We start from the raw sequence: 7,657 nt of genomic DNA on the forward strand, positions 1-7,657 counted from the left end.
TGCGCGGCCCTTGATGCGCGCCCGCCTTGCGTCTAGCAAGGCCCGAGTCCGCGGCGCGATGCCGCCATACCCGCCGCCAACCCGGAGAGCGCCCCCATGACCAGCGATGCGACCTATGCCGTTGCCGCCGACGAACTTCGTCAGTTCATCGAGCAATATGAACACCTTGAGGCCGAGAAAAAGGACATCACCGAACAGCAGAAAGACGTGATGAGCGAGGCCAAGGCCCGCGGCTATGATACCAAGGTGATGAAAAAGGTCATCGCTCTGCGCAAGCGCGACAAGAACGACCTCGCCGAGGAAGAGGCGATTCTGGAGATGTACAAAGCTGCCCTTGGCATGGCCTGAGCGGATTGCCCCGGATCACGGGGCGATGAAGTCCACCCCCGGCATGGCGGTGATTGCGGCCACATCGGCATCATAGGCGGCACTGATCCGGGCGACCAGATCGTCGGTCCAGCCGGGCAGGGGGATTTCGATCTCCAACCGCTCGGGCAGGGCGAATTGGTCCAGCGCGGCGGCAACCAGGGCCTGGCGCGCGGCCCGGTCAGCGGGCGGGGTGCCGGCCAGTTGCGCGCGCAGTTGCACCAGCCCTTCGGGCGCCATGATCGCCGCCAGCACCGCATCGTCGCCCGCCATCTCCACCTCGGGCGGCACATCGGCCAGACTGCGCAGCACATCGGGCCAGATCAGCGGCGTATCTTCGTTGCACCAGACTACCAGTCGTCGCCCCTCCAGCGCCGCCGCGATTTGGCGCACCACCGGCGCCCAGCGCAGCGCCAGCGGGCTGTGCCCGGCCATCACCTCTGCATAGCTGCGATCCTTCAGAAACCGTAAAAGCGGTGGCAGCAGCGTGGCCGGGTTGGCCAGCGCCAGATGCACCTCGGTTTCTGCCTCGGGGAACAGGTTGACCAGCGCCCGCAGCCGCGCCGGGGCCAGTGCGTAAAACCCGTCATCGGAAATCATCTGCACCGGAAAGCCGATAAAATTGTCGTGGCAGAACAGGATACGGTCGAAATGGTCAACATCGGTGGCGCCGTCCAGCAGCGCCTCTTGGGTGGCGTCATCGGCAGGGCCGCCGCGCAGTGCGTTCAGCGTATTGCGAAATTGCGCGCGATAGCGGCGTGGGTGCGGCACCACGCAGCCGCGCTGTTCCAGCATCGCGGCATTGTCCAGCAGGCAGCGCACGAGGCGGCCCTCGTCGATGAAATGGGCACCGATGTGATAGACGACCTGCATGAGCCTTTTCCGGTTTCGCGGCCTTTTTCGGCGCTGACTATAGGGGCTTTTGTGGACAGTGAAACCGCTTTCCTGTAAGCCGTGCCCATGCGATCCGACCAAAACGCTCAAGAACCAAACTGCCCTGTCGCCCCGGTTTCAGCCGAAGGCTTGCGAGGCTTGGGTGGTGGCATCTGGCCGATTGGCTCGGTTCTGATCGCCGGGCTGGTGATGGCGCCGATCCTTGCGGTGCTGTGGATCGCGCTGCATCCGTCGGAAAACATCTGGCCGCATCTGCTGGCCACCACGCTGCCGCGCTATCTGGCCAATACGGCGGTGCTGTGTCTGGGCGTGGGGGTGATGTCGGCGGCTGTGGGGGCGGGGGCGGCGTGGCTGATCTCGATGTATCGGTTTCCGTTCTCGGGGGTGCTGGAGTGGCTGTTGCTGCTGCCTCTGGCGATTCCGGCCTATGTGGGCGCGTATGCGCTGGTCGATTTTCTGGATTATTCCGGGCCGGTGCAGGGCGCGCTGCGCGAGGCGTTCGGCTGGACCTCGGCGCGCGATTACTGGTTTCCGCAGGTGCGCTCGCGGGCGGCCGCTGTGCTGGTGCTGGGGGCCTCGCTTTACCCCTATGTTTACCTGCTGGCGCGCACCGCCTTTCGTGAACAGCCCGGCGGCAGTTACGAGGTCGCGCGCGCGCTGGGGGCGGGGCCGTTCGGGCTGTTCTGGCGGGTCGGCCTGCCGCTGGCGCGTCCGGCGATTGTTGCCGGCGCCGCAATTGCGATGATGGAGACGGTGGCCGATTTTGGCGTGGTCGATTATTTCGGCGTTCAGACGTTGACCACGGGCATTTTCACCACATGGCTGGAGGCCGGGAATGCCGGCGGGGCCGCACAGATCGCCGGGGTGATCTTGGCCGTGGTGGTGGCGCTGCTGGCGCTGGAAAAGATCGGTCGGCGTAACGCGCGCTATTATCAATCGGCCCGGCAGCCGCGCCCGATCATTCGCCACCGCCTGAACGGCGCGGCGGGCTGGGCGGCCACCGCGCTGTGCGCTGCGCCCTTTGCGCTGGGTTTTGTGCTGCCCGTCGCGGTCATCGGCAGCCACGCCGCCGCCAACCCCGAGGGCTGGTTCGGCCCCGGTCTGGTCCGCGCGCTGGGCAATACGCTGATGGTGGGGGCGCTTGCAGCCACGCTGACGGTGCTGGGTGCGATGTTCATGGTCTATGGGGTGCGGCTCAGCGGGCGCCGTCTGCCGCGGCTGTTGCTGCCGCTGACGACGATCGGCTATGCCGCGCCCGGCGCGGTGCTGGCGGTGGGTATCCTGATCCCGCTGGCGGCGCTTGATCACCGGCTGGCCGATGGCTGGCTGGCGCTGACCGGCACCGATCCGGGGTTGATCCTGACGGGGTCGGCGGCGGCGGTGGTGCTGGCCTATATCGTGCGCTTTTTCGCCATTGCCGAGGGTGCGGCCGATACCGCCTTTGGCCGCATCTCGCCTTCGCTGCCGATGGCGGCGCGGTCGCTGGGGCGCACGGCGGGCGGGGCCTTGCGGGCGGTCTATCTGCCGCTGATGCGGGGCACGGTGGGGTCGGCGCTGCTGCTGGTGTTCGTCGATTGCGTCAAGGAACTGCCCGCAACGATGCTGTTGCGCCCGTTCAACTATGAAACGCTGGCAACGCGGGTGCATGAAAAGGCCAGCCTTGAAAATCTGGGCGATGCTGCGCCCGCGGCGCTGCTGGTGATGGCGGTGGGGCTGGCGGCGGTGGCGTTGCTGGCGCGGGCAAACCTTGCACCGCGCGACTGATCGCGCTTGCCTGCGCGGGCCGGGGCCATTATCTGAAAACTCGGTGCGCCGGTGTAGCTCAGTTGGTAGAGCGGCGATCTTGTAAGTCGAGGGTCGGGGGTTCGAGTCCCTTCTCCGGCACCACCTCTTCCCCGTGGTCTTTGCGCCGTCCCGCGCTAGCTTTGCCGCAGCGACGGAGGCCCCATGCTGTTGACCCTGACCGGAATTGAAAAGACCTATCCCACCAGCGAGGGCCCGCTGCGCGTGCTGGCGGGGGTCGATCTGACGCTGGCGGCGGGGCAAAGCCTCGCGCTGACAGGCGAATCGGGGTCAGGCAAAAGCACGCTGCTGCATCTGGTGGCGGGGCTTGACCGGCCCGATGCGGGCGCGATCTGGCTGGAGGGGCAGGACATCACGCAACTGGACGAGCCGCAGCTGGCCGCGCTGCGCCGGGGCCGGGTCGGGCTGGTGTTTCAGCAGTTCAACCTGATCCCCTCGCTGAACATTGTGGATAATCTGGCGTTTCAGGCCCGTCTTGCCGGGCGGCATGACCCGGTCTGGCAGGCCGAACTGGCCGGGGCGCTGGGGTTGTCGGCGCTGTTGCGGCGCTATCCCGAGGAATTGTCGGGCGGCCAGCAGCAGCGCGTGGCGATTGGCCGGGTGCTGGCGGCGCGGCCGCGGCTGGTGCTGGCGGACGAGCCAACCGGCAATCTGGATGAGACGACCGCCGACGCGGTGATGGGCCTGATGCTGCGGCTTGTGGCGCAGACCGGGGCGGGGCTGTTGATGGTCACCCATTCGCCGCGGCTGGCCAGGCGGCTGGACGGGCGGCTGCATCTGGCCGGGGGCCGGGTGGCGTGATGGCGCGGGCGGCCTTTGGCGCGCTGATCTCGCACTGGTTGCGGCACCCGCTGCAACTGGCGATGCTGCTTTTGGGGCTGTCGCTGGCCACGGCGCTGTGGTCGGGGGTGCAGGCGATCAACGCCGAGGCGCGCGCCAGCTACGCCGAGGCCGCCGCCGTGCTGGGCCAGAACCGGCTGACGCGGATCGAGGCCGCGGCGGGCGAGCCGATTTCGCAAGAGGTTTTCGTGGCGCTGCGGCGCGCTGGTTGGCCGGTGTCGCCGGTGCTGGAGGGCAGCCTGAGGCTGGGCGAGGCGCGGCTGCGGCTGATCGGGATCGAGCCGCTGACCCTGCCCGCCCCAGCGCGGCAGGTCGATCTGGCCGCGGGCGAGGATCTGGCAGGCTTTCTGCGCCCGCCGGGGCTGATTTTCACATCGGCCGAAACTGCGGCACGGATCGGCGCAGGGGCGGCAGATCTGCCGCCCCTGCGTCGTGCCGATCTGCCCCCCGGCCTTGCGCTGACCGATATCGGCGTGGCGCAGCGCCTGCTGGGGCAGCCGGGCGCGCTGTCGCATCTGTTGCTGGACCCGGCCGTGCCGGCCCCCGATCCGGCCCGCCTGCCGCCCGGTCTGGTGCTGATCGCCCCGGAACCCGAAGGCGATCTGGCGCGACTGACCAACAGCTTTCACCTCAACCTGACCGCCTTTGGGCTGCTGGCCTTTGCAGTGGGGCTGTTCATCGTGCATTCGGCCATCGGGCTTGCTTTTGAACAGCGCCGGGGGGTGTTTCGCACTCTGCGCGCGCTGGGTCTGCCGTTGCGCGCTCTGACGGGGCTTTTGCTGGCCGAACTGCTGGGCCTTGCGCTGATCGCGGGGCTGGTCGGGCTTGCGCTGGGTTATGGCATTGCGGCGGCGTTGTTGCCCGATGTGGCGGCGACGCTTCGGGGCCTTTATGGCGCCGAGGTCGCGGGTAGCCTGAGGCTGCGTCCGGGGTGGGCGCTGGCGGGGCTGGGCATGGCGCTGGCCGGGGCGCTGATTTCGGCGGGGCAAAGCCTTTGGCGGCTGTGGAACCTGCCGATACTGGCCCCGGCGCGACCGCGCGAATGGGCGCGCGCCACCGGGCGGGGCCTGCGAAGGCAGGCCGTGGCTGGGGTGGGGCTGTGGGGCGCTGCGGTTGCGCTGTGGGCGCTGGGGTCGGGGCTTTGGGCCGGGCTTGGGGTGCTGGCAGGGCTGTTGCTGGGGGCGGCGTTTTTGCTGCCTGTGCTGCTGGCGGCGCTGACCGCCGGGCTGGCGCGCGGTGCGCGGGGCGTGCTGGGGCAATGGTTCTGGGCCGATACGCGCCAGCAATTGCCGGGCCTGTCGCTGGCGCTGATGGCGCTTTTGCTGGCGCTGGCGGCCAATATTGGCGTGGGCACCATGGTTGCCAGCTTTCGCGTCACATTTACCGGCTGGCTGGATCAGCGGCTGGTGTCCGAGCTTTACATCACCACCCGCGACCCGGCCGAGGCTCAGGCGGTGCAGGGCTGGCTGGCCCCGCAGGTTTCCGCGATCCTGCCGATCTGGAGCGTGGAGGCCACGCTGGCTGGGCAGCGGGGCCGGATCTTTGGGGTGGCCGATCATGCCACCTACCGCGACCACTGGCCGCTGCTGGCCGCCAGCCCCGGCGTCTGGGACCGGGTGGCGGCGGGCGAGGGGGTGCTGGTGAACGAGCAGCTTGCCCGCCGCGCCAGGCTGGGTCTGGGGGCTGCGCTGGCGCTGCCGGGGGGCGGGGCGCTGCCGGTGGTGGGGGTCTATTCCGACTATGGCAACCCCGAGGCGCAGGCGATGCTGGGCGATGCGGCGTTGGCGGCGCGGGTGCCTGCTGCGCCGCGGCTGCGCTTTGCGCTGCGGCTGAACCCGGCGCAGGCGCCCGCGCTGGCCGCCGCACTGACCGAGCGTTTTGCCCTGCCGCCCGAGGCGATTCTGGATCAGGCCGCGGTCAAGGCGTTTTCGCTGCGCGTGTTCGAACGCACATTCGCGGTGACGGCGGCGCTGAATGCGCTGACGCTGGGGGTGGCGGGGCTGGCGCTGTTTGCCAGCCTGACCACGCTTGCCGGGATGCGGCTGCCGCAACTGGCGCCGTTGTGGGCAATGGGGCTGCGGCTGCGTCATCTGGCGACGCTGGAGGCGGTGCGCGCGCTGGCGCTGGCCGCGTTCGTGGTGCTGGCTGCGGTGCCGCTGGGGGTGGCGCTGGCCTGGGTGCTGCTGGCTGTGGTCAATGTCGCGGCCTTTGGCTGGCGGCTGCCGATGCAGGTGTTTCCGGTCGATTGGCTGAAGATGGCGGGGCTGGCCGGGCTGGCCGCATTGGCCGCGGCGGCGCTGCCTGTGCTGCGGCTGGCGCGCAGTGCGCCTGCCGATCTGGTAAAGGTGTTTTCCAATGAACGCTAAGGTTTTGGCCCTGTTGCTGGCACTGCTGCCCGGCCCCGCCTTTGCGCAGGGGTTTGCCGGGCTGGGCGGCAGCGCCGAGGGCTTTGCCCTGCCCGATCCCGCCACACGGCTGACCTTTCCCGCCGACCATGGCGCGCATCCCGCGTTTCGCATCGAATGGTGGTATCTGACTGCCAACCTGACCGGCCCCGAGGGCACTGACTATGGCGTGCAATGGACGTTGTTTCGCACCGCGCTTGCCCCCGGCGAGGCGCCCGGCTGGGACAGCCCGCAACTGTGGATGGGCCATGCCGCGCTGACCACGCCCCAAGCGCATTTCGTGGCCGAGCGCCTGGCCCGCGGCGGCATCGGGCAGGCAGGGGTGAGTGTGGCGCCCTTTGCCGCGGTCATCGACGACTGGCAGATGCTGGGCCGCACGGGGCCGGGGCAGGATGCGCTCGCGCAGCTGGATCTGACCGCGGCAGGGCCGGGCTTTGGCTATGATCTTCGGCTGACGGCCGAGGGCCCGCTGGTGGCACAGGGGCAGGGGGGCTATTCGGTCAAATCTGCTGCCGGGCAGGCCAGCCATTACTATTCGCAGCCCTTCTACCGGGTTGCCGGAACGCTGACGGTCGAGGGCCGGGCGGTGCCGGTGACCGGGCAGGGCTGGCTTGACCGGGAATGGTCCAGCCAGCCGCTGGCCCCCGATCAGACCGGGTGGGACTGGTTCTCGCTGCATCTGGAGGAGGGCGCGCGGCTGATGGCGTTCCGGCTGCGCGGGGCGTCTGACTATATCTCGGCCACATGGATCGCGGCAGACGGCACCGTCACCGCGCTGCCGCCCGGCGCGCTGCGGCTGACGCCGGGGCGAACGGCGCAGGTCGCCGGGCGACGTCTGCCGGTGGAATGGCGGCTGGAACTGCCCGAACGCGGACTGGACATCACCACGACCGCGCTGAACCCGCAGGCCTGGATGGGCACCAGCGTGCCCTATTGGGAAGGCCCGATCCGGGTGAGCGGCAGCCACAAGGGCCGCGGCTATCTGGAAATGACCGGCTACCGCTAGGCACCGTTTCCGTTGCGTGAGCGACGGGGCTTGCCTGCGACAATTTGCGCGCTAAACCCTATCAAATGCCCAAATCAGCACTGGCCCACCGCAGGCCGCCGCTTTGGGCGCAAGATCAAGGCGTTGCAAGACGGAGGGTGCGGTGGCGATGCAATTCTGGAAACCCGGCATTCTGGAGCCGGGGCGTTTTGCCGGGATTTCCACCGGCTCGGCCAAACCTGATGCCCTGCACCAACATCATGTCGAGGCCCTGGCCTGCGAAGTGGTGGCCCGACTGGCGCAGCGCCGCCCCGCCCCCGATCTGCCCGCGGATCCGGGCGCCGATGCCCTGCCCGACGCGGAT

General features: G+C 69.1%; 7 protein-coding genes and 1 tRNA gene. 7 read left to right on the forward strand and 1 reads right to left on the reverse strand.

Translation table 11 applies throughout. The annotated features are described in order from the left end of the window. Positions 1–96: 96 nt before the first annotated feature. Positions 97–348: a DUF2312 domain-containing protein gene (locus tag C5F46_RS01570; protein ID WP_107323608.1), complete on the forward strand. Its 252-nt coding sequence runs from the start codon at positions 97–99 to the stop codon at positions 346–348. Between the two features lie 15 nt (positions 349–363). Here C5F46_RS01570 and C5F46_RS01575 read toward each other — a convergent pair whose 3' ends face one another. Next, complete coding sequence (locus tag C5F46_RS01575; protein ID WP_107323609.1) at positions 364–1,239, reverse strand: hypothetical protein; 876 nt, start codon at positions 1,237–1,239, stop codon at positions 364–366. Positions 1,240–1,449: 210 nt separating this feature from the next. On the opposite strand from C5F46_RS01575, the gene C5F46_RS01580 reads away from it, so the two are divergent. The 6 genes from C5F46_RS01580 to C5F46_RS01605 all read left to right on the forward strand — a co-directional run. Further along, complete coding sequence (locus tag C5F46_RS01580; RefSeq protein ID WP_235820048.1) at positions 1,450–3,024, forward strand: ABC transporter permease; 1,575 nt, start codon at positions 1,450–1,452, stop codon at positions 3,022–3,024. A 47-nt stretch (positions 3,025–3,071) separates the two neighbouring features. After that, positions 3,072–3,147 (forward strand) — tRNA-Thr (locus C5F46_RS01585). Positions 3,148–3,207: 60 nt separating this feature from the next. After that, positions 3,208–3,864, forward strand: a complete 657-nt coding sequence (locus C5F46_RS01590; protein WP_107323611.1) for an ABC transporter ATP-binding protein — start codon at positions 3,208–3,210, stop codon at positions 3,862–3,864. Beyond that, positions 3,864–6,269, forward strand: a complete 2,406-nt coding sequence (locus C5F46_RS01595) for an FtsX-like permease family protein (RefSeq protein WP_107323612.1) — start codon at positions 3,864–3,866, stop codon at positions 6,267–6,269. Before C5F46_RS01590 ends, C5F46_RS01595 begins: the two co-directional genes overlap by 1 nt. Beyond that, on the forward strand, positions 6,259–7,314 hold the full coding sequence (locus C5F46_RS01600) for a lipocalin-like domain-containing protein (protein ID WP_107323613.1): 1,056 nt from the start codon (positions 6,259–6,261) through the stop codon (positions 7,312–7,314). The genes C5F46_RS01595 and C5F46_RS01600 overlap by 11 nt, the downstream gene beginning before the upstream one ends. A 142-nt stretch (positions 7,315–7,456) precedes the next feature. Beyond that, the coding region (locus C5F46_RS01605; RefSeq protein WP_146160206.1) for a hypothetical protein at positions 7,457–7,657 on the forward strand (201 nt) is incomplete at its 3' end.

The sequence above is a fragment of the Phaeovulum veldkampii DSM 11550 genome (assembly GCF_003034995.1).
GTDB classification, from domain to species: domain Bacteria; phylum Pseudomonadota; class Alphaproteobacteria; order Rhodobacterales; family Rhodobacteraceae; genus Phaeovulum; species Phaeovulum veldkampii.